Annotated in this window: 15 protein-coding genes; 5 read left to right on the top strand and 10 right to left on the bottom strand. The window is 43.1% G+C overall.

From position 1 onward, the window contains the following. Nucleotides 1-11: 11 nt before the first annotated feature. The 7 genes from PSF27_RS08555 to PSF27_RS08525 all read right to left on the bottom strand — a co-directional run bounded on the left by PSF27_RS08555 (nt 12) and on the right by PSF27_RS08525 (nt 10,020). The gene (locus tag PSF27_RS08555) at nt 12-2,534 is read right to left on the bottom strand and encodes a fimbria/pilus outer membrane usher protein (protein WP_272681273.1); all 2,523 of its coding nucleotides are present in this window, start codon (nt 2,532-2,534) and stop codon (nt 12-14) included. 25 nt (nt 2,535-2,559) lie between these two features. Next, complete coding sequence (locus tag PSF27_RS08550) at nt 2,560-3,228, bottom strand: fimbrial biogenesis chaperone (RefSeq protein WP_206084933.1); 669 nt, start codon at nt 3,226-3,228, stop codon at nt 2,560-2,562. 57 nt (nt 3,229-3,285) lie between these two features. Beyond that, nucleotides 3,286-3,810 (bottom strand): fimbrial protein, encoded by a 525-nt coding sequence (locus tag PSF27_RS08545; protein ID WP_206084931.1) that lies wholly within the window; start codon nt 3,808-3,810, stop codon nt 3,286-3,288. Between the two features lie 936 nt (nt 3,811-4,746). Beyond that, on the bottom strand, nt 4,747-6,219 hold the full coding sequence (glnG, locus tag PSF27_RS08540) for a nitrogen regulation protein NR(I) (RefSeq protein ID WP_206084929.1): 1,473 nt from the start codon (nt 6,217-6,219) through the stop codon (nt 4,747-4,749). A 9-nt stretch (nt 6,220-6,228) separates the two neighbouring features. Beyond that, nucleotides 6,229-7,278, bottom strand: coding sequence for a nitrogen regulation protein NR(II) (gene glnL, locus PSF27_RS08535; protein ID WP_206084927.1), 1,050 nt, complete (start codon nt 7,276-7,278; stop codon nt 6,229-6,231). 159 nt (nt 7,279-7,437) lie between these two features. Beyond that, nucleotides 7,438-8,847: a glutamate--ammonia ligase gene (glnA, locus tag PSF27_RS08530; protein WP_206084925.1), complete on the bottom strand. Its 1,410-nt coding sequence runs from the start codon at nt 8,845-8,847 to the stop codon at nt 7,438-7,440. Nucleotides 8,848-9,201: 354 nt separating this feature from the next. Beyond that, nucleotides 9,202-10,020 carry a PadR family transcriptional regulator gene (locus PSF27_RS08525; RefSeq protein WP_272681272.1) on the bottom strand — a complete coding sequence of 273 codons (819 nt, stop codon included), beginning with the start codon at nt 10,018-10,020 and terminating at the stop codon, nt 9,202-9,204. A 432-nt stretch (nt 10,021-10,452) separates the two neighbouring features. On the opposite strand from PSF27_RS08525, the gene typA reads away from it, so the two are divergent. Beyond that, the gene (gene typA, locus PSF27_RS08520) at nt 10,453-12,276 is read left to right on the top strand and encodes a ribosome-dependent GTPase TypA (RefSeq protein WP_206084923.1); all 1,824 of its coding nucleotides are present in this window, start codon (nt 10,453-10,455) and stop codon (nt 12,274-12,276) included. Nucleotides 12,277-12,324: 48 nt separating this feature from the next. Here the strand turns inward: typA and abgT are convergent, their stop codons facing one another. The 3 genes from abgT to PSF27_RS08505 form a co-directional block, all read right to left on the bottom strand. Beyond that, the gene (gene abgT, locus PSF27_RS08515) at nt 12,325-13,851 is read right to left on the bottom strand and encodes a p-aminobenzoyl-glutamate transporter (RefSeq protein ID WP_206084917.1); all 1,527 of its coding nucleotides are present in this window, start codon (nt 13,849-13,851) and stop codon (nt 12,325-12,327) included. Nucleotides 13,852-13,929: 78 nt separating this feature from the next. Continuing rightward, a complete protein-coding gene (locus tag PSF27_RS08510; protein WP_272681271.1) occupies nt 13,930-15,378 on the bottom strand; it encodes a M20 family metallopeptidase in 1,449 nt (482 codons plus the stop codon). After that, the gene (locus PSF27_RS08505; RefSeq protein ID WP_272681270.1) at nt 15,371-16,693 is read right to left on the bottom strand and encodes a M20 family metallo-hydrolase; all 1,323 of its coding nucleotides are present in this window, start codon (nt 16,691-16,693) and stop codon (nt 15,371-15,373) included. The genes PSF27_RS08510 and PSF27_RS08505 overlap by 8 nt, the downstream gene beginning before the upstream one ends. A gap of 263 nt (nt 16,694-16,956) precedes the next feature. On the opposite strand from PSF27_RS08505, the gene PSF27_RS08500 reads away from it, so the two are divergent. The 4 genes from PSF27_RS08500 (at nt 16,957) to fabY (ending at nt 20,099) form a co-directional block, all read left to right on the top strand. Beyond that, a complete protein-coding gene (locus PSF27_RS08500; protein ID WP_206084911.1) occupies nt 16,957-17,868 on the top strand; it encodes a LysR family transcriptional regulator in 912 nt (303 codons plus the stop codon). 179 nt (nt 17,869-18,047) lie between these two features. After that, complete coding sequence (gene yihX / locus PSF27_RS08495) at nt 18,048-18,662, top strand: glucose-1-phosphatase (protein WP_206084909.1); 615 nt, start codon at nt 18,048-18,050, stop codon at nt 18,660-18,662. A 61-nt stretch (nt 18,663-18,723) separates the two neighbouring features. Then, entirely contained in the window at nt 18,724-19,161 is a 438-nt protein-coding gene (gene dtd / locus PSF27_RS08490; RefSeq protein ID WP_206084907.1) for a D-aminoacyl-tRNA deacylase, read from the top strand. Between the two features lie 23 nt (nt 19,162-19,184). Further along, nucleotides 19,185-20,099, top strand: coding sequence for a fatty acid biosynthesis protein FabY (fabY, locus tag PSF27_RS08485; RefSeq protein WP_272681269.1), 915 nt, complete (start codon nt 19,185-19,187; stop codon nt 20,097-20,099). Nucleotides 20,100-20,280: the final 181 nt, after the last annotated feature.

Below are 20,280 nucleotides of genomic sequence, written 5' to 3'. Positions count from 1 at the left end.
CTATTTCCTTATTATCGGCAAACCGCAGTAGTTTTATATAAGCCCATATAATCCGAAATACCTGCTAAGTTATAATTTACTTGGCATTGTTGTTTCTCGTTATATTGAATAATAAACTGCCCACTTTCTGCTAAGCCGGATAAATACACTTCACCGTCATTACCGACAAGGCTATTTAATTGGTTGTTATCGTTAAAGATGGCCTGTGCCCCAAATGGTACTGGTTTACCGTCAGCAAAGGTCAGCGCCATAATCGCACGGTAACCAACGTTTGCCGCAAAGCTGGCTTTCACTAAGGCGCCACGGCTTGGTGCGACGGTTTGGCTGGTTAACTCCATTTCGGTATTGTCGGGTAACGCGGAAGTATCGATATCCACGGTATTTTTACGGTAAGCCGTCATGTACGGCACTAACGCATAACCTTGGTTATTGGTTACCACGCCAGCTTGATTCATAATCGGTACATCCCCTGCATTCGGGATTTCCACAAGGGCGGCGGTCTCACCCAACTGTTGCCCTAACACTAGCCCGTTTGAGTGTGCGACTAAGCTGCCGTTCACCCCGTAATAGAGGTTATAGTTGTCTTTGCTGTAACCCGAACCACCAGACACTTCACCATATTGCCCTTTATAGGAGGCATTTAAGTTACCTGTTGTTCCCGTTTCTTGATTGGTAAAGCCTTGTTGCATACTCCAATTTAAACGGTTATTAAGCTGGGATGCAGACACCCCCATGCTACCTGTGCTGGAGTCACGGCTGCTATGGTTGCTAACAAAGTTGATGTACGCCGTGTCATCAAACAAGCTAAACGGAATATTGACCGAGAACGTGAATAAGTGGTCTTCATCACTCTGGTTTTTCGTTCCCGTAGTGTATGAATAGCTGCTGGTGTTCTTGTTATAGGTATAATTCAGCCCATAGCTGATCCCTTGCCAGCTATTGTTATAACCCAGCGTAGCAGACTGGGTTTTTCGGTCGCTGTTCCAATAATCTTCGTTGACGTAACCCGCTGAAATTGAACCGTAAGTGTCCCCAAGATTTTGGCTCAAAGTAATTTCCCCGCGATTACGGCGGCGTTCAATTTCAGGCACATAGTTGGTATCACGGAAGGTATCGAACACTTCCGATAAGCTGTAAAATCCTTCTGTGGAATAACGATAACCCGCTAAGGCAATATTGGTGCCAATATCATTCAGGTTTTTGTTATAGCGAAAACGGTAGGATTGCCCGCGCTCTTTGATGTCGCTACGCAACTTAGCGTAGGACTGGGTGACGTCAATAGATACCGCCCCAAATCGACCTAAGTTTTGCCCCGCACCCACTGAATAAGATTGATAATCTTCACTTAACTGGCTACCACCGTAGGCGGTCACGCCATGGGGTAAGCCATAAATCAAGGTAAACTGGCCAAATTTGGTTTTATCTACGTTGCTATCGTAAGAGCGATATTCACCCGCGGTGGCGCTATAGGCTAAATACCCTTCGCGTTGTAATACAGGGAGTGATGCAAACGGCACAATTTGTACTTGTTCGCTGCCATTCGACTCTTTTATCGTCACATGTAAGTCACCGCTGCTCCCTGTCGGGTACAGATCGCTGATCTCAAACGGGCCTGCGGCCACGTCCGTTTGGTAAATGGTATAGCCATTTTGGCGAATGGTGATTTGTGCATTGCTGCGTGCTATTCCACGTACCACAGGGGCATAACCGCGTAAGCTTTCGGGGTACATATCGTCATCGGTAGCGAGTTGCGCCCCACGAAACGGCACGCTATCAAACACTTGAGATGGCGATGTGCTATCTCCCAGTATTAACTGGCTTTTTAGGCTGTTGATACCACGGGATGCATAGGTGTAAATGGTATCCCATTTATTGGATTGCCCGCTGCTATTTGACCATGTGGTGTAGTTACGCAGGCGCCATGCCCCGATATTAATCCCTGGGCGCAGGTTCACGTAGTTTGACGTGGTATCTTCGCCGCCTTTACGGTCAGTATTTTTCGACCCACTGTAGCTGTAATTGAGCAGCAGGGCGGTGATGCCATTATCGATATCCGCTAAGTCCACGTAACCCCGCGGGTTTTTCGCCAGTGCGATTTGTGGAATGCTCAAATATAAACGTTGAGAATCAAAATCAAAGTCACTTTTGGCATCAGGAATAGCGGACAAATTGACACAGTTATTTTGGCTATTATTTAATTCAGGGTAATCCGCAATTTTAATATCAAAACTTTTTAAATCATCGAGTGTTAAACATGGTGCTAATTTATTATCACTATTTTTATCAAACTTTAAACTTTTCGCGCCAATTAAATTGGTATTCACATAAATATCGACATAATAGCTGCCAGCTAATTGTTGGTTATTTTCAAATTGGCTTAAGTCCACCGCTTCTTTATTTGGCAATTCTAAAAAGTCAGGGTCAAAATACGTTTTTCCCTCAGCCGTATTATTGTTGGTCGGGTTTTCGGCGTATAAAGGTGCCGTATAGCCTAAATAAATGAATAGGCTAAGGCATATTTTATTTATTTTCATGTTCACAACCTACAAAGATATTGGGCTATATTTTTGCTTCAGACGCCTCAGCGGCAGAGCCATAATCATTAATCACTTCCCATTTCACGGTGCCGTGGGCTGCGTTGTCATTGACGTCAAAGGTGGCGCTAGAAAAGGGGGCTGCATAGGAGACATCACTCACTTTTTTGCCATTAAAGGTAATGCTTTGGAAATTCATAAAATAGGGTGTCGGGTTTTTTACGGTTAATTGATTACCCGATTTCGACCATGTCAGTTTTTTTTGTTGTTCTTCAAAGTTCACGTCTTTAATCGCTGAAGGGCGGTAAATCAATTTCATTTGTGTTTTAAAGGCAATTTGCAACGAATTTTCCGTGCGCTCGGTGGCAGGAATGGTTTTAATATTGAGCCAAAATAACGATTCTTTATCTTTGGGTAAGGTGTTCGCCGTTAAAAAGATACGCAGTGCATTGGTTTTATCGGCATTTAATCGGAATAATGGTGGTGTAATAGTAAAATCCGATTGTTTTTTTTCGTCGATGCCATCAATCCACGATTGAATTAAGTAAGGGATTTTATCGGGGTTTTCGACACTGATACTGACATCTTTATTCCCTTCATTATAAATCACGCGGGTGCCGCCAATAATTACACCAGCGTTAGCGGTTTGCATAAATAAGAATAAAGATATAAAAAAACAAATTAAGCGTTTCATATTATCACCTAGTAATACAGGAATAAGGTTTAAGTCCGTTTAAACCTTAAAGTCCAATTAGTTATAATTGATTGTGAACGTTGCGGTGCCGTTAGCTGGACCCGTTGTTACCGTGTCAGACTTCGCAATATAACGCGCTCTAAAATCTAAGTTATTTTCCACATTTTGCTGTAATGGGTAGTTTTTAGATGCCGTAAACAGCGGAACAACGGTATTTATATCATCAGTAATTTGGATCCCTACACCTGTAGCCACACCCGCTTCTTCTTTTAGCTTGATAACCGTGTCATCTCCTAAATACGAGTCAGCATCGAATTTTACGGATGCCGTGGTGACGGTGGCTGGGCAGTTAATTAATTTAATGGTGAATTTAGTGGCAGCGGCAGTACTTCCAGCGCTAGGTAATGCGGTTTTAGAAACTTTCCCTAAATTTACTTTTAACGCATCAGAGCCTGCGGCTAATTCACAGGCTTGGTCGGTAATTTCACCCGTGAAATCGATAGTCCCGTCAGCAGCGAATGCATTATTAATAGCAAAAATAGACGACGTCGCAATTAACGTTGCGATGATATTCTTTTTCATTTATGACTCTCCAAGGAAGATATTTTATTTGATGGTATTGAGAGCGAGCTAAATATTCGCTTACTCAATTGGAGAGTATTTTGTGGTTATTTTTTCAAATAAACAAGTCAACTAAAAAATAGCATTAAATAATAATTTAATTTTATTTTTGGTTGTTTTAAAATAGAAAACACATTATGTGTTAGAGAATGGGCTTATGTTTTAAAATAAAAGAATTTTCATTTTTTATTCATGAATCACTAAAGTTAAATAAAAATAAAAACCTAGTAATAATTTTAGCGTGATTTTTAAATTTTATTCCTCTCGCATAATGTGATTTTTGGGGTTTTAATCTTAAGTCAAATTTTATTTTTGTTTGAAAAGAGAGCGAAATAACGAAAAACAATGATTGATATCGTAATATCTGAAAAGGTTGCTCAAAATAGTATACTCGAATTTCATTGTTTTTATAAAAAACATCTTCGTTATTGCTAAAAATGCTTACATTTATAGAATAAAAAATTTACGATATAGAAGATGTTTATTTTAGTCGTTATTTTTTAGGTTTTAATCATAAAGTGAAAATTTTGTGTTACTGAGTGGGTTTAAATACTGCCTTTCACAATTGGCATTTTTCCTGTCGTTTTTTTGATTTTTTAGGTCGTAATAAAATAATGTGTTCATAGGGTGTTTAATAATTTCACTGGGCTAAATAAGATATGTGATTTTCTTAAAAAAGAATCATTAATGTACTGCATTAAATAGAATGTCGTATTTTAATGGTCATTATAAGGAGTGGGATAGGGGTTAGTTTGTCTAAAATAGAGAGTGCTTATTTGTTTTAATATGAAACGTTAATAAAACTATTTTATAATTAATATAAAGGAGTAGAGTTCTCCTCTACTCCTTTTTGAATAATTGCCAAAATTAAATGAAGTTATTTAATTTTATTGTGGTTTATTCAATGCCTAATTCTTTTAATTTACGGGTTAGGGTATTGCGCCCCCAGCCTAATAAGCGAGCAGCTTCCTGTTTATGTCCATCGGTGTGTTTCAGTGCGCAGTTAAGTAGAGTGCGTTCTAATAGTGGCACTGTTTGTGCTAATAAATCATCTTTTCCGGCGGATAACGCATGGTCAGCCCACTTTTCCAATAATTCAAACCATTGTGCATCTGAGGTGAATTGATGCACAGGTAAAGGAGCCTTTGCAGGTTCATTGGCCTTTGGTTTATTGGTTTCAGTGTTTTGTATTGAGTGCTCTTCCAGTAAATCATCTGGCAAATCTTGCGGTAAAATTTCTTGGCTTGCCGCCATAACGGTCAGCCAGCGACAGACATTTTCCAATTGGCGAACATTTCCTGACCAATAATAGCGCTGCAGAATTTTTTCACTGTTAGGGTGCAGTACTTTACTTTCTACACCTAACTCTTTTGCGGTATTTTGTAAAAAATAGTGTGCAAGGCGTGGAATATCTTCCGTTCGTTCTCGCAAAGGAGGAAGTTGTACTCGAATAACATTTAACCGGTGAAATAAATCTTCACGGAATAAACCTTCTTTAACCCGTTTTTCAAGATCTTGGTGGGTGGCGGCAATAATTCGCACATCCACTTTCACAGGAGTATAGCCACCAATACGGTAAAATTGCCCTTCAGCAAGAACACGTAATAACCGTGTTTGTACATCAAGGGGCATATCCCCAATTTCATCTAAAAATAATGAACCGCGGTTGGCTTGTTCAAAACGCCCTTGACGAACTTGGGTTGCTCCTGTGAATGCGCCTTTTTCATGACCAAAAAGCTCCGACTCGATGAGATCTTTTGGAATAGCGGCCATATTCAGGGCAATAAATGGCTCACTAACTCGTGGACTATGTTGGTGCAACGCGTGGGCAACAAGCTCTTTCCCTGTCCCTGACTCACCGTTAATCAGTACGCTAATTGATGAGCGCGATAAGCGGCCGATAATGCGGTATACCTCCTGCATTGCAGGCGCTTCACCGATCATGGTGGATGAAACAATCGGCGCTTTTTGTTTTGTTTCACGCCCCGTGTGGTTCTGTTCACGGCTATGATTTAACGCACGTTCAACCAATGCCACAGTTTCATCGATATCAAACGGTTTAGGCAGGTAATCAAAGGCACCAGATTGATAGGCATTAACGGCAGCATCGAGGTCTGAGTGAGCTGTCATAATGATGATCGGCAAAAGGGGGTGTGATTGTTTAATGGTATTGAGTAGCTCAATACCATTGGTTCCAGGCATGCGAATATCGGATAACAAAACATCAGGGAGTGCGTTTTCCAATGCAGCAAGTACCGCATCAGCACTGTCAAAGCAGGTGCAGACAAATTCTGCACTGTTGAGTGCTCGCTCTAAAACCCAGCGAATGGAACTGTCGTCATCCACGACCCAAATTTTTCCCTGCGACATGGTTATCCCCTATTTTTTGATGGGTAGATAAATAGAAAACTCAGTGTGCCCTGGCCAACTGGTAAACTCGATTTTCCCTGCATGTTGATCCACTAAACTTCGCGCAATTGACAGCCCAAGCCCTGTCCCATCAGGTCGGCCACTCACCATTGGGTAGAAAAGCGTATCTTGGATGGCCAATGGAATGCCAGGGCCGTTGTCTTCGATATCAATCCTCGCAGCTAACCGATAACGCTCACCTTGTAGCATGACTTGAAATGCAGTGCGCGTGCGTAGTGTGATATGACCGCCCGTATCAGCGACGGCTTGTAGAGCGTTGCGGGTGACGTTCAGTAAAACTTGTTCGATTTGATCGGGGTAATAGTCTAAATCGGGCAAACTTGGATCATAGTCGCGAGTTAATGTGACATTAGCAGGTTTTTCGAGGGAAACTAAGCGCACCACGTTTTCCATAATATGGTGAATACTTTGCTGAGTTTTTGGTCCTGGATACTGTGGCCCAAGCAATCTATCGACCAAGGCTCTTAAGCGGTCGGCTTGTTCGATAATGACTTGAGTATATTCATTTAATTGTGGGGAGGGCAGCGCCTTAGATAACAACTGCGCTGCCCCCCGCAACCCACCCAGTGGGTTTTTTATTTCGTGAGCCAGACCGCGGATCAGTTCACGCGCGGCAAGTTGCTGTGCATTTTGCGCCAATTCTTGGCTAAGGCGTCGCTGGCTATCGAGTTGTGACAGCTCAACTAAAATAAATTGTTCTGAAAAAGGTTGTGCGCTGAATGACATTACGTGGGAATGGTTATTAAACACCAACGTGACCTCATTTTCAGTAAAACTGTGGCCTTCTTTTAAACTATTGAGCATTAATTCATCATTGAGTGAGCAATAGCTAAATAAGAGTGGAAGGGGAGTCCCATAGAGTTTGCGCTGACTTTGGGTTAGGATTTGCAATGCGGCATGATTGGCGTAATGGATAACCAAATCGTAATCCAAAATAAGCACGCTATTAATAAGGGAGTCGAGGATTTGTTCGGGTGCTGGCAAATGTTCGGTTTTCATGTCATGTCACTCCTGCACTATTTTGGTGCATTATACCTGATAGACCAAACAACCGATATTTGATTTTTGTTTCTTTGGTGCAGTTTTAGAGAGAAAAGGCCCCATCAAAAGATGGGGCAAGTGCTTCACGGCAACAAAGACTATCAGTGGAACGGCGTGTTACACACTGTAGTACATTTCAAATTCGAGCGGGTGTGGTGCCATACGGACACGTTGAATGTCAGCACGGGTTAATTCAATGTACGCATCGATAGCGTCATTTGTGAATACACCACCACGAGTTAAGAACTCGCGATCTTTATCCAGTTCCGCTAGTGCTTCATCTAAAGAACCTGAAACAGTTGGGATTTCTTTTGCTTCTTCTGGTGGTAAGTCATACAGATTTTTATCCATTGCATCACCTGGGTGGATCTTATTGATAATGCCATCAAGACCCGCCATTAACTGCGCTGCAAACGCTAAGTATGGGTTAGCTGCTGGGTCTGGGAAACGCACTTCAATACGACGTGCTTTGGTACTTGCAACCACAGGAATACGGATAGATGCAGAACGGTTACGTGCAGAGTAAGCTAGCATTACAGGAGCTTCAAAGCCTGGAACTAAACGTTTGTATGAGTTTGTTGTTGGGTTTGTAAATGCGTTCAGCGCACGAGCATGTTTAATGATACCGCCGATGTAGTACAGCGCCATTTCAGATAAACCGCCGTATTTGTCACCCGCAAACAGGTTCACGCCGTCTTTTGATAAAGACATGTGGCAGTGCATACCTGAACCGTTATCACCGACTAATGGCTTAGGCATAAAGGTAGCTGTTTTGCCGTATGCATGGGCAACATTGTGCACAACATATTTATAAATCTGGGTTTCATCCGCTTTTTTGGTCATCGTATTAAAGCGGGTGGCGACTTCGTTTTGGCCTGCAGTTGCCACTTCATGGTGGTGAGCTTCAACAACTAAGCCCATCTCTTCCATTGTGGTACACATTGCAGAACGCAGGTCTTGTGATGAGTCTACAGGTGGTACTGGGAAGTAACCACCTTTAACGGCTGGACGGTGGCCTTTATTGCCGCCTTCGTATTTTGTGCCAGTGTTCCATGCCGCTTCGATATCATCGATATGGTAGTAGCTGCCGTGCATGTTGTTGCCGAAACGAATATCGTCAAAAACGAAGAATTCAGGTTCTGGACCAAATAACACGATGTCAGCGATACCGCTTGAACGCAGGAAATCTTCCGCACGTTTAGAAATGGAGCGTGGGTCTCTGTCGTAACCTTGCATGGTACCCGGCTCTAAAATATCGCAACGGATAATTAAGGTCACATCAGCAAAGAATGGGTCTAACATTGCAGTAGATGCATCTGGCATCAGTACCATGTCAGATTCGTTGATGCCTTTCCAGCCACCAATTGATGAACCGTCGAACATCTGGCCTTCTTCAAAGAAGTCTTCGTCAACTTGGTGAGCAGGGATAGTGATATGTTGCTCTTTACCTTTTGTGTCGGTAAAACGCAGATCAATAAATCTTACATTGTGCTCTTTAATTAACGATAAAACATGTTCAGCGGACATTCTCGGCTCTCCTGGTCGGGTCTAATCAACAAACCGCATCATATTTTGCGTTTGTTGGTTTGTCTGGCATGGCGGCGGTGATTAATCACATTAATGCACGTTGCTCGCTCACTATAAATACTATAAGCGAAAATCGTGCCAACTTTTAAAAGAAGAGTAAATACGGATTGTTACGAGAGAATGTCAATCGATTGAGTTAAAAATAGTCACAGTTTGCACTTGGTTGGTGCATTTTTGATGATGGCATGCACTATTTTGGTGCAAAAAGAAAAGGGTAGAGAAAAAAGCCAGCTTTGTGCTTAATAATAAGCCCAAAGCTGAATTGGCAAACATTATTTAATGAGTGAGGAGGTGTTATTCATCATCACTGTTCGTTAATAAGGTATTCACTTCTTCAATCTGTTTTACGGCATCATTGATAATGGAAGCTATTTGACGCGTTTGTTCTTCATTCAATTGTTTCAGAACCATTTTGTGGCGCAGTAGGGCTTTAAAGCGGCTGACTGCCATTTCAATGTCTTCTGCTAAATTGCTGCCTTGTTGCATATCACGTGCTTTCGCCAGCTTACGAGCAATAACCGCTTCTGTTTCTTTATTCTGTGCTAAGTGCGCAGCGCCTTCTGGCGTAATAGTAAAACTTTTGCGATTGCGCTCAACAATTTGAGACTCTAAAAAGCCTTGTTCTTCTAACAGTGTTAATGTTGGATAAATAACACCTGGGCTTGGCACATAAAGACCGTTCGAAGCTTCTTGAATATCTTTGATAATTTCATAACCGTAGCTCGGTTTTTTCGCCACTAATGAAAGCACCATGATATGAAGATCACCGTGGTCGAATAAACGGCGCAGGCCTTTGCCTCTTCCGCGGCCTCTTTGGCGCTCATCACTGTGACCATGACGGCCTTCACCGTGGCAACATTCGCCGTGTCCGTGCCCATGACGGCCTTCACCGTGGCAACGTTCGCCGTGTCCGTGACCATGACGGCCTTCACCGTGGCAACGTTCGCCGTGTCCGTGCCCATGACGGCCTTCACCGTGGCAACATTCACCATGCCTATGGCGGCGTTCACCGTGCCCGTGACGACCTTCGCCATGGCAACAGCCATCGTGGTGGCCGCGCTGATTTTCGTCATGGCGCGCATAATATACATGACGACAAGATTTAATTAGCATATAGTTACTCCTTAGTTTGTAACTTTAGATATATCGAATTCATTTTATGGCTTTACTATATTTAGATATATCTAATTAGTCAATTTAGATATATCTAAATAACACAAAAAGACATTAAAAATAGCGATTAAGAAAGAAAGTCTATTTTTTGTTCTTTTTTTGGGCTGCTAATATTAAGTTTTTAGCGTATTATTCTGTCACTTCGTGGTTTCGCAGAGATGATGCTCATTATTTTATGAGGGAATCTGGTACTGTTACGCAACTGAATGTTTTTTCGTTAAAAACTTTTTATACAGTGATGGGTTTCACATTTATTCCACTTGTGCGGAAAAACGTGTAAAATAACAGCAAATTAACGTAGAAAGTATGTTTGGGTAATTAGAATACCGCAAAAAGCATATTCCTTTCCTGTCAATTAAACGGTAAAAATCCTTGTCAATTCAAAACTTAAGAAACATCGCCATCATCGCTCACGTTGACCATGGCAAGACCACACTGGTGGGTAAATTATTGCAACAATCAGGCACGTTCGGTGAACGTGAAACGGTTGATGAGCGTGTTATGGACTCCAATGACTTGGAGAAAGAGCGTGGTATTACTATCCTTGCTAAAAATACCGCTATCCAATGGAATGGTTATCATATCAATATCGTAGACACACCAGGTCACGCCGATTTCGGTGGTGAGGTTGAGCGCGTTATGTCTATGGTTGACTGTGTGCTGCTGGTTGTTGATGCGATGGATGGCCCAATGCCACAAACTCGCTTTGTAACGCAAAAAGCGTTCGACCACGGTTTACGTCCTATTGTTGTTATCAATAAAGTTGACCGCCCAGGCGCACGTCCTGATTGGGTTGTTGACCAAGTATTCGACTTATTCGTGAACTTAGGTGCAACGGATGAGCAACTCGATTTCCCTATCGTTTACGCATCTGCATTAAACGGTATTGCTGGTCTTGAGCACGAAAACATGGCTGAAGACATGACTCCGCTGTACGAAGCTATCGTAGAGCATGTTGCGCCACCTGCAGTCGATGTCGATGGTCCTTTCCAAATGCAAGTTTCGCAGTTGGATTACAACAGCTACTTAGGTGTTATCGGTATTGGTCGTATCAAACGTGGTGTGGTTAAACCTAACCAACAAGTGACTGTTATCGACAGCGAAGGTAACACTCGCAACGGTAAAATTGGTAAAGTTCTGACTCACTTAGGTTTAGAGCGTATCGATTCACAACAAGCTGAAGCGGGCGATATCGTTGCGCTGACAGGTTTAGGCGAACTGAATATCTCTGACACTATCTGCCAAGTGGGTAGCGTTGAAGCACTGCCTGCGTTAGCGGTTGATGAGCCAACAGTTAGCATGTTCTACTGTGTTAACACCTCACCTTTCTGCGGTAAAGAAGGTAAATTCGTGACTTCACGTCAGATCCTTGACCGCCTGAATAAAGAACTGGTTCACAACGTTGCACTGCGTGTTGAAGAAACTCAAGACCCTGATGCATTCCGTGTATCTGGTCGTGGTGAGCTGCATTTATCTGTTCTGATCGAAAACATGCGTCGTGAAGGCTTCGAGTTAGCGGTATCTCGTCCAAAAGTTATCATTCGCGAAATCGATGGTCGTAAACAAGAACCATTCGAACAAGTCACTTTAGACGTTGAAGAACAAAACCAAGGTGATGTCATGAAAGCGTTAGGTGAGCGTAAAGGCGACCTGCGTGACATGATGCCAGATGGTAAAGGCCGTGTGCGTCTTGACTACATCATCCCAAGCCGTGGCCTGATTGGCTTCCGTACCGAGTTCATGACAATGACTTCAGGTACTGGCTTACTGTACTCAACATTCAGCCATTACGATGATGTTCGCCCAGGCGAAATCGGTGGCCGTCAAAACGGCGTGCTGATCTCTAACGGTCAAGGTAAAGCGGTTGCTTACGCGCTGTACAGCCTGCAAGATCGCGGTAAATTATTCTTAGGTCACGGTGCTGAAGTGTATGAAGGCCAAATCATTGGTATTCACTCACGTTCTAATGACTTAACAGTTAACTGCTTAACTGGTAAAAAACTGACTAACATGCGTGCGTCAGGTACCGATGAAGCAACAACTCTGTCACCACCAATTAAAATGACTTTGGAACAAGCGCTTGAGTTTATTGATGATGACGAATTAGTTGAAGTGACTCCGCAGTCTATTCGTCTGCGTAAACGTCATCTGACTGAGAACGATCGCCGTCGTGCAAACCGTTCTAAAGAAGACTAATTTTTAGTTAAAATAAGTAGTAAAAAGGCGCCATTTAGGCGCCTTTTTTTATGGGGTAAGTTGTGGGTAAACTCCGGGCCCGATAGGTAAGCCTGCAAAGTACCAGCCTACTAGCAATAACATCCAAACAATAAAGAATACAATTGGATACGGCAATATTAAGGTATAGTAGGTCCCTAGCTGCGCATTTTTATAGTAGCGTTGTAAAAAGCCTAAAAAGAGCGGAAGGAACGGTGACATCGGCGCAAGGGGTAACACAGCGGAGTCAGCGATACGAAACACAATCTGTGCGAAAGCAGGGTGAAAGCCAAGTAACACAAACATCGGCACAAATATCGGTGCCAGTATTGACCAAATAGCAGAACCACTGGCGATAAACATACACAGAAACGCAGATAAAAACATTAACCCAATAAACGCGGGCACACCCGTCATCCCTAAGTTTTCTAGCAAGTCAGTTAAACCAATCGCCATGAATTTCCCCATATTGCTCCAGTTAAAGAATGCAACGAACTGAGAAAGTGGGAAAACCATCACAATGAAACCTGCCATGCTTTTCATTGGGTCAACTAATAAGTCTGGGATATCATTCGGCTTTTTGATTTGTTTGGTTGATACACCATAGGTAATGGAAACGACGAAAAAGAAAATAATAATGACAGGAACGATACCCTTGATAAACGGCGAGGGGATCACTGTATCAGTTACTGGATCACGCAGTGGTGCGCCTTCTGGGGCAACCATGAGCGCAACTAAACCGATAAAGATTAGTGCAGACAAGCCACTCATCAATAAACCACGGTTTTGAATTGGCGTCAATTCTTCGAGTCGGTCATGTGACGTGCCTTCCCACACGGGGAGACGGGGTTCAATAAATTTGTCTGTCAGTAGTGCACCTGCGATGGTTAACACAATCACCGATGTGGCCATAAAGTACCAGTTATCGATAACGCTGACATGTAGATTTGGGTCAATCATCATTGCTGCTTCTGTACTGATTCCCGATAACAATACATCGGTGGTGACAATCAATAAGTTTGCGGTAAAACCCGAAGCGACCCCAGCAATTGCAGCTAATAGGCCAGCGACAGGATGGCGACCTACCGCGATAAAGATCAAGGCACCTAGTGGTGGCATGACAACTAACGCCGCATCTGAAGAAATATGGCTGAAAAAGGCGATAAACAGTACCATATAACTGGCATAGCGCTTATTAATACCCGATGCCATTTTGTACATTAAAGCTTGAAGTAAGCCTACTTTCTCAGCTAAACCCGCCCCAATGACTAATGCGAGAATGGCGCCTAGGGGGGCAAAGCTGCTAAAATTCTTAACGATATTAGGTAAAATCCACTGTAACCCTTCCACGCTTAATAAATTTTTAACGCTGACCATCTCATCATTGGCGGGGTTTTTAACAGATAAATCAAACCAAGATAATACAGCCGTCGCAATCATCAGCACGGCAATTAAATAAACGAACAAAATGAATGGGTTTGGGATTTTGTTTCCCACTCGTTCTATCCAGCGAAAAATTGCCCCGGGGCTTTTGTGCACAGTTGTTGAGTCGCTCATAGGGTTTCCTTGTGTCTATCTTCATTGTTATTGTTATGACTTATGGGCGGGTAAACCCCGCCAGTATTAAGGAACTACTTATTTTAATTTTGAAGGCTTAATATCTTTGGGAATAGGGCACTGATAAGGGGTAACTTGCCTTTTCTGCGTAAATTCAGCTTTTGCTTGTGCTAATAAATCGGGCTTCAAGAACAACTCAATGGCGCTAGAGGCCATGATTTTCCCTGCGAGCAGCATCCCTTTATGGGCAATAGAGGTGCGCCCTTGTGCTACTAATTGCCAAGTATGCAGTGCGGTACCAAAGGCAAAGCATGGGCTAAAACATTGAACGGTAGGGGCAACCCAGCTGACATCACCAACATCGGTTGAGCCGTACATCAACTCTTTGGACTCAACGTAAGGCAGTACTTCATTCGTGAGTACTTTATTGCCCTGCCTTTCACACCAACGTTCGCCTTCTTCTCCTCCACTGCGGGCAGCATTTAGCTTGGCATTGCGTAAATCATCTTTTGTCAATGTATTGTGAATTTGCTCAGCGAATTGACGTTCTTTATCGGTATATTCAGGGATGCCAAATTCAGTAATGTGGTTAAACATGGCGTGTTCTAGCGTCCGATTAGGCACATAGTTTGAGCATGCTTTATCAAAACGGACTTCTAGTTGCGTCCCTGTCATCAGGGCAGCTCCTTGTGCAATATTAATCACACGCTGGTAAATATCTTGTGCTTCATCAAGTTGCGGGGCGCGGACAAGGTAGAGGGCTTCTGCATCAGGTTGCACGACATTTGGGGATGCGCCCCCCGTGTTGGTGACGGCATAGTGTATCCGAGCGTCTTGAATAATGTGCTCGCGTAAAAATTGCACGCCAACATTCATCAAGGTGACGGCATCAAGTGCACTTCTGCCTAGGTGTGGGGAGTTTGCTGCGTGAGAAGCAATACCTTTAAAGCGAAAAGCTGTTTGAATGTTAGCAAGGGATTGCACATTAAAGACACCACTAAATGATTCTGGGTGCCATGTAATGGCAGCATCAATATCATCGAATAAGCCCTCTCTGACCATGAATGTTTTACCTGATCCGCCTTCTTCCCCAGGGCAGCCATAAAACCGCACAGTACCAGATAAATTATTGTCATGCAGCCAGGCTTTGACAGCAAAAGCGGCAGATAACGCGGCGGTGCCTAGTAAGTTATGCCCACACCCGTGACCATTACCATTTTCTACTAAGGGATTTGGCTCGCTGCAAGCAGAATGTTGGCTTAACCCTGCGAGAGCGTCATATTCGCCCAATAATGCAATGACAGGTGACCCCTCACCATAGCTGGCGATAAACGCCGTTTCAATATCACCAACCCCTCTTTCAACGTGGAAGCCTTCTTGCTCTAATGCGTCAGCCAGTAAATTAGCAGAATAGGTTTCTTCAAAGCGGGTTTCAGGGTGATCCCAAATATTGTCGCTTAGCGCGGTAAACTGGGCGCGATGATTTTCAATATAATCACCAATAAATGATGTGAATTGTTTATCCATTTTTCGCTCCGAATTCAGGGAGGTGCAGGGCAATTGTCGACAGCGTTTTTACTGCTGTTATCATCACATTTTCATCAAAATCAAAGCGCTCATTGTGGTGACCTGCACTGAGATCTGTACCAAAAATCATGTAAGTGGCTTGGCCTCCACGCTCTTTTACGCGTTCCATAAAATAGGTTGCATCCTCCGAACCTGCGGCTTGGTAGCGGTTTTTAACGATAGAGGTTAATTCAGGAAGCTGTTTTTTTGTTAAATCGCAAATAAAATCAACCCACTGATTGCTTGGGTGGCTACTTTGTGCGGCTCCCATCAGTTTGATATCAAAGGCGACATCTTGCATTTTGGCGGCGCCTTCAATAATGTGCATTGCTTTTTCGTAGACAAACTTGTTGATTTCATTGGTTTCCCCGCGCGTTTCAACTTTGAGCAGTGCGCTATCGGGAATGACATTGCGGCCAATACCTGCTTGCAATACACCAACATTAATGCGTGAGCTTCCTTCACTGTGACGCGGGATACCATATAGGCCTAGGGTTGCATGGGCTGCGGCAATTAATGCATTTTTGCCATCTTCAGGTTTTGCACCTGAATGTGCCGCAACACCTTGATAGGTCACATCAAACTTTGTGGTAGCTAAAAAGTTTTTACTGCCGCAGACGACTTCGCCTTTTGGCACACCTGTACCGATATGGATAGCCACAAAGAAATCGACATCATCAACCACACCTGCTTCCATCATGGATTTGGCACCTCGGGTGCCTTCTTCCGCTGGTTGAAAGATAACCTTGATGCGACCAGACAGCTTCGCTTCATATTGCTTGAGAATACGAGCAAGCCCAAGGCCGATGGCGGTGTGCCCATCGTGGCCGCACGCGTGCATCATGTGCGGATTACAGGAAGCAAAACCTTCATTATGTGGACGGTGTTGGCACGAATGTTCTTCATTTAAATCAAGGGCATCCATATCGACACGAAAAGCAAGTGTTGGGCCTGGACGGCCAGTATCGAGTGTGGCAACGATACCAGTGAACCCCCCTGAAAAGTGAGGTAGCCATTGAGTTAAAGCGCCTTGTTCAATCGCTCTTTTTTCTTGTTCTGCCAATTTTTCTTCGGTAGGAAGGCCCATTCGAGCATCCGCTTTAACGACTTCTTTGCCCAGTTGCAGTTGGTAACCAAGTTGATGCAGTTCTTCGGTAACAAGCGTTGCTGTACGAAATTCAAACCAACCTGATTCTGCATACTGATGAAAATCACGCCGCCATGCTTGTAATTGTTGTGCCATCTGCTGGATGGTGCTATCTAAGTCAGTATTCATTTTGTATCTCTTTTAGTTATCACAAGAAAAATCAGTACAGGGATATTGAAATAGGGATGTGTATGGGTTTTAAAATTAAAATTCGTTTAATTTTAAAAAGTAGTATATTAATTTGCTTTGGTTATTTTAATTTATAAAAAATTATTTAATTTGCTAAATGTTAATTTTTTGTTTCTCTATTTTCTGACTGTACACAATCAAATTAGAGTAAAAAAGATACAATTATCTTTGGCTATATAACTAAAAGTTATCGGGGTATTGATATGGCACCACCCATAAAATTAAATCAGCTCAGGGCGTTCGTCGAAATTAGCCGGCATGGCAGTATTCGAGCCGCCAGCCGTTTTCTACAGCTTTCTCAGCCTGCATTGACGAAATCTATTCGTGAATTAGAGAGTAGCTTGGGGGCTAAATTGTTTATTCGCAGTAACCAAGGGATTTATTTAACGGAATGTGGGGAGGGTTTTTTACGCCGTGCAAGCTTAATTCTTGAAGAATTACGGGTCGGGCAAGAAGAGATTTCACAACGTATTGGATTGATTGGTGGAACGGTGAACATTGGTGTTGCAGGTAGTATTGCTCGTTCATTAATGCCAAAAGTCGTCACTCAATTTCACCGCGATTATCCCAATATCAAATTGCGCATTATGGAAGGGCAATTATTAACCATGCTAACTCAATTGAGGCAAGGGGAACTGGACTTCACGATTAACACTTATTACCCAGGAAGCTTGGATGCGGAGTTTACTTTTGAGCGGTTGATGCAAAAAGAATACAAAGTGATTATGCGTAAAGATCACCCCTTACGGCATGCGAAATCGCTTACTGAGTTAGTGGACTGCGATTGGACGATGCCAACCCCAAAGGGCACATATTACAAGCAACTCGCCGATGTGTTCTCCATGATGGAGCGCCCCATGGATTTCAGTGTGACCTGTGAAACCTTAATTGGTTGTTTAAGTTTAGTCGCACAAAGTGATTTTTTAACCATTGTGTCGATAGACACGATAGATGAGCCTCTCTTTGAACAACGGTATATCGCATTGGATTTAATCGAAAAACTACCTTATGCCACGTTTGCTCTCGTGCAGCGCCGGGACGCAACATTAACGCCAGCAGGGGAACATTTAGCTCGGTTATTCCGTATTTATTGTCGTAGTAAAGAGCCAGCGTAAAAGTGATTAATAGCCCTGTTATTGTATCTGCAGTAAAAAGGGTTAGGTCGGCAGCAATTTTCTGGTTTAGTGCTCAACCGATGAATTGACAAAATAACGTGAATTATCACCAATTAGGGCTGTTCAGTTGGACGAATAATGATTAAAGTAAATTTAGTGAATAACAAAGAGGAAAATTTATGCTGTATATCTTCGATATGGGTAATGTGATTATTGATATCGACTTTAATCGTGTGTTTGATAAATGGTCTGAACTGAGCGGCACACCAAGTGAAGAAATCAAATCACGGTTTACTTTTGGCAATATCTTTCAATTACATGAGTGTGGAAAAATTTCAGATATAGAGTTTGCAGAGCTACTTTGTGAAGAAATGGGGATCACTCTGAGCTTTGAAGACTTTGCTGAAGGCTGGCACGCTATTTTTATTTCGTTAAGACCAGAAGTGATTGACATTATGGAGCGCCTGCGTGAACAAGGGCACCGTGTTGTCGTCTTATCGAATACTAACCGTCTACATTTGGACTACTGGCCAGAACACTACCCAGAGATTGCAGCTTCCTCCGATTTTCTCTATTTATCCCAAGATTTAGGTATGCGTAAGCCTGATCCTGAAATCTTCAAATACGTTCTGCAATCCGAAGAATTTGAAGCAGCAGATGCCGTTTTCTTCGATGATGTAGAGGAAAATGTTAAAGCCGCGCAAGCTCTTGGTATCCATAGTATTCATGTTGTGGATAAAGATACCGTTCCTGAATATTTCCGTACTTACGATTTTAGTGCTGAAGTTGAATAATATTTGATATTGAAGATGGAGCAACGGCTAACGTTGCTCCATCTTTTTGTGCAGAGTAATCATGATTGCATTAATCCAGAGAGTCACTCATGCGAGTGTGGTTGTTGATGAACAAACGGTTGGGCAAATAAACTCAGGTTTGTTGGTTCTGCTTGGCGTTGAAAAAGACGATGACGAGCAAAAAGCAAAACGCTTATGTGAAAAGGTGCTGGGCTACCGTATTTTTAGTGATGAACAAGGGAAAATGAACCTGAATGTTCAGCAAGCGGGAGGCAGCTTATTGGTTGTCTCACAATTTACGTTAGCGGCAGACACCAAAAAAGGCATGAGACCTAGTTTTTCTGGGGGGGCAGAGCCTGAAAAAGCCGATAAACTGTACCAGTATTTTGTGGAACAAAGCCGTCAGCATGGCGTCACGACTGAAACTGGGCAATTTGCTGCTGATATGCAAGTGAGCTTAACTAATGACGGCCCTGTGACCTTTTGGCTGCAAGTGTGATTCCATTTTTAAAGGGGGAAACGATGTACCATTTACGTACACCGAAAGATGAAATTGAATTTGCAACTTACTACCACTTTCGTTGGGAAATGTTGCGAAAACCCTTCAATCAACCCCTCGGTTCTGAAAAAGACGGTTATGATTTAACGGCTCACCATCAAATGGTGGTGGATGATAAAAACCGTATTTTGGCGATTGGCCGTCTATATATTAATGCCGATAACGAAGGTGCAATTCGCTTCCTCGCTGTTAATCCCGTCATGCAAGGTAAAGGGCTGGGGAAGTTGATTATTATGGCTCTGGAGTCAGTTGCACGGCAAGAAGGTGTAAAACGTATTGTTTCCAGTGTGCGTGAAGAAGCCGTTCCTTTCTTTAATAAGATGGGGTTTGAAAATAGGGGGCAAGTTGCAGGGCAGCTTAAAACACCTGTGCGTCATTATTTAATGATCAAGCCAATTGAAACCCTAGACCAAATCTTACATCGTCCTGATTGGTGTGGTGAATTACAGCAAGCATGGCATAAATACATTCCGTTAAGTGAAAAAATGGGTGTTCGCATCGAACAATATACAGGGACCCGTTTTATTACGACAATGCCAGAAGCGGGCAACCAAAACCCCCATGAAACTATTTTTGCAGGTAGCCAATTTTCACTCGCGACATTAACCGGTTGGGGGCTTATTTGGCTGCTAATGCAAGAGCATCAACTTGGTGGTGATATTGTGTTAGTGGATGCCAACATCCGCTACGGCAAGCCAGTGAGTGGTAGGCCAACGGCAATTGCGGATTTAGCGAATATGAGTGGTGACCTTGACCGCTTAGCGCGAGGCAGCAAAGCGCGAGTTAAACTGAAAGTGGAAGTAAGTGACCCAAATAACCAAGTTGGTGCAGTTTTCAGCGGGGTTTATATGGTGCTACCTGTCGAAAAAACAAAGTAGAATATATTATTGCCAGTTGAATAATGCGAAGAGGCAGGTCAATCGACCTGCCTTTTGCTTATGTGCGCCTTGATTGGCGTTGTCTGTTGACTGTGGCGGTTAACAGGTGACTTGGAGGTGAAAGTCCTCTACACGCCCGATAAGGGGAGGTGTTAGCTGAACGGCAAGGGTGTTCATCGCG

This window comes from Providencia sp. PROV129 (assembly GCF_028482245.1).
In the GTDB taxonomy this organism is placed as follows: domain Bacteria; phylum Pseudomonadota; class Gammaproteobacteria; order Enterobacterales; family Enterobacteriaceae; genus Providencia; species Providencia vermicola.
Note: the sequence above shows the minus strand (reverse complement) of the source record. Positions and strands in the feature narration are given on the sequence as shown.

Bases quoted from the DNA above. Each gene is read 5' to 3' on its own strand.
- PSF27_RS08500 (WP_206084911.1), top strand. From the start codon at position 16,957: ATGGCACCACCCATAAAATTAAATCAGCTCAGGGCGTTCGTCGAAATT.
- PSF27_RS08555 (WP_272681273.1), bottom strand. From the start codon at position 2,534: ATGAAAATAAATAAAATATGCCTTAGCCTATTCATTTATTTAGGCTAT.
- yihX (WP_206084909.1), top strand. From the start codon at position 18,048: ATGCTGTATATCTTCGATATGGGTAATGTGATTATTGATATCGACTTT.
- PSF27_RS08505 (WP_272681270.1), bottom strand. From the start codon at position 16,693: ATGAATACTGACTTAGATAGCACCATCCAGCAGATGGCACAACAATTA.
- PSF27_RS08545 (WP_206084931.1), bottom strand. From the start codon at position 3,810: ATGAAAAAGAATATCATCGCAACGTTAATTGCGACGTCGTCTATTTTT.
- PSF27_RS08510 (WP_272681271.1), bottom strand. From the start codon at position 15,378: ATGGATAAACAATTCACATCATTTATTGGTGATTATATTGAAAATCAT.
- abgT (WP_206084917.1), bottom strand. From the start codon at position 13,851: ATGAGCGACTCAACAACTGTGCACAAAAGCCCCGGGGCAATTTTTCGC.
- glnG (WP_206084929.1), bottom strand. From the start codon at position 6,219: ATGTCGCAGGGAAAAATTTGGGTCGTGGATGACGACAGTTCCATTCGC.
- PSF27_RS08525 (WP_272681272.1), bottom strand. From the start codon at position 10,020: ATGCTAATTAAATCTTGTCGTCATGTATATTATGCGCGCCATGACGAA.
- glnL (WP_206084927.1), bottom strand. From the start codon at position 7,278: ATGAAAACCGAACATTTGCCAGCACCCGAACAAATCCTCGACTCCCTT.
- glnA (WP_206084925.1), bottom strand. From the start codon at position 8,847: ATGTCCGCTGAACATGTTTTATCGTTAATTAAAGAGCACAATGTAAGA.
- fabY (WP_272681269.1), top strand. From the start codon at position 19,185: ATGTACCATTTACGTACACCGAAAGATGAAATTGAATTTGCAACTTAC.
- dtd (WP_206084907.1), top strand. From the start codon at position 18,724: ATGATTGCATTAATCCAGAGAGTCACTCATGCGAGTGTGGTTGTTGAT.
- PSF27_RS08550 (WP_206084933.1), bottom strand. From the start codon at position 3,228: ATGAAACGCTTAATTTGTTTTTTTATATCTTTATTCTTATTTATGCAA.